The sequence below is a fragment of the Herbaspirillum sp. B65 genome, assembly GCF_000333555.1.
Taxonomy (GTDB): domain Bacteria; phylum Pseudomonadota; class Gammaproteobacteria; order Burkholderiales; family Burkholderiaceae_D; genus Herbaspirillum; species Herbaspirillum rubrisubalbicans.
Genome location: NZ_BADI01001001.1, coordinates 1 through 1,654, shown reverse-complemented (window position 1 = coordinate 1,654; position 1,654 = coordinate 1). Strand labels below are relative to the sequence as shown.

The following is a 1,654-nucleotide window of genomic DNA, read 5'->3' as shown; positions in this document are numbered from 1 at the left end:
GGCGGCGGCGTTCTCGAGATGGGATGCAGCGGGAACTCCATCGGGATGCCGCCGGTATCGCGGATGCCATCACGCACCCGCTTGGCCAGTTCCAGGTGGATGCGGTTGCAGGGACTGATGTCGCTGCCGCTCTGGGCGATGCCGATGATGGGGCGACCCGAGCGCAGTTCCTCGGCGGTGATGCCGTAGTTCATGAAGCGCTCCAGATAGAGCGCGGTCATGTCGATGTGATCGGGATTGTCGAACCAGTCTTGCGAGCGGAAGCGACGGGGGGTGACGTTTGGCTTGTTCATGGATTCCTCTGCCCGCAGGCGTGTGGATGGGTTACGCGCCCAGCCAGCCGGCGTCGACGTAATACTCGCGGCCGGTGCACTTGGCGCCGCTGTCGGAGGACAGGAACAGGGCCAGGGCGGCGACATCATGTGGATCGACGCGCACGGGCAGGCATTGCGCAGCCAGGATTTTCGCCTCTTCTTCGGGAGTGTGCCAGAGCAGGGTCTGGCGCGGGGTACGGATGGCGCCGGGGATGATGGCGTTGACACGCACGCCGTCGCGGCCGAAGTCGCGTGCCATGCCGTGCGTCATGCCTTCGATGCCGGCCTTGGCGGTCATGTACAGGGTCAGGTCGGGCAGGCCCAGGTGCCAGGAAATCGAGCCGAAATTGAGGATCACCCCGCTCTTGCGCTCGCGCATTCCCGGCAGCACTGCCTGGGCGCAGAAGAACTGGTGGCGCAGGTTGACTGCCAGGCGTTCATCCCAGTAGGCGGGAGTGACCTCGGTGGTCTTGTGACGGTCGTCGTTGGCGGCATTGTTGATGAGGATGTCCACGCCGCCGGCAAGGGTTTCGATCTCGGTGAAGGTGGCGCGCAGGGCTTCCAGGTTCATCAGGTTGCAGGGGAAGAAGCGCGGGGCGACCGGCGCCGCCTTGAGCGCTTCCACCAGAGCTTCGGAGGGGGCGGTGGCGATGTCCAGGAAGTACACCTGGGCGCCTTGCGCGACAAAGGCTTCTACCAGTGCTGCGCCGATGCCGCTGCCGCCACCGGTGATGACGACCCGCTTGCCGGCGAGGCTGCGATAGAGGGCGTGTTCGAAGACGGGGGTAGTAGCTGCGGTCATGCTTGGTACTCCAGAGGATAAGATGGGCTGCAGGTGCGGCCCGGAAACGATATAAACAGTTTTTGCTTGTTGCGTTCAGCGGCCCGAACGGGTGCTCACGTCCACCCACACGGCCAGCACCAGGATGCTGCCCTTGACGATCATCTGCCAGTAGGTGCCCACGTCCAGCATGGACATGCCGTTATCGAGGCTGGCCATCACCAGCGCGCCGATCAGCGCGCCGTAGATGGTGCCGGAGCCGCCGCGCATGGAGGTGCCACCGATGAAGCAGGCGGCAATCGCATCGAGCTCGCCCATGTTGCCCGCCGAGGGCGATCCGGCGGCCAGGCGGGCGGTATTGACCAGCCCGGCCAGCGCGCACATCAAGCCCATGATGCCGAACACCCACAGCTTGACGGCCTGCACGTTCACGCCCGACAGGCGGGTGGCTTCCATATTGCTGCCCACCGAGTAGATGCGGCGGCCGAACACGGTCTGGGTGCTGACGTAAATGAACAGGCCCAGCAGTGCCAGCAACAGCAGCACTGGTACGGAATGC

At 64.8% G+C, this 1,654-nt stretch carries 3 protein-coding genes; all 3 read right to left on the bottom strand.

The window, feature by feature from the left end; genetic code table 11:
- A partial coding sequence (locus I5W_RS23675) for a dihydroxy-acid dehydratase domain-containing protein (RefSeq protein ID WP_044531091.1) occupies positions 1 to 293 on the bottom strand: 293 nt, incomplete at its 3' end.
- A 31-nt stretch (positions 294 to 324) separates the two neighbouring features.
- Positions 325 to 1,116, bottom strand: coding sequence for an SDR family NAD(P)-dependent oxidoreductase (locus tag I5W_RS23670; RefSeq protein WP_044531090.1), 792 nt, complete (start codon positions 1,114 to 1,116; stop codon positions 325 to 327).
- 75 nt (positions 1,117 to 1,191) lie between these two features.
- Positions 1,192 to 1,654: ABC transporter permease subunit (locus tag I5W_RS23665; protein WP_044531089.1), on the bottom strand; the 463-nt coding region annotated here is incomplete at its 5' end.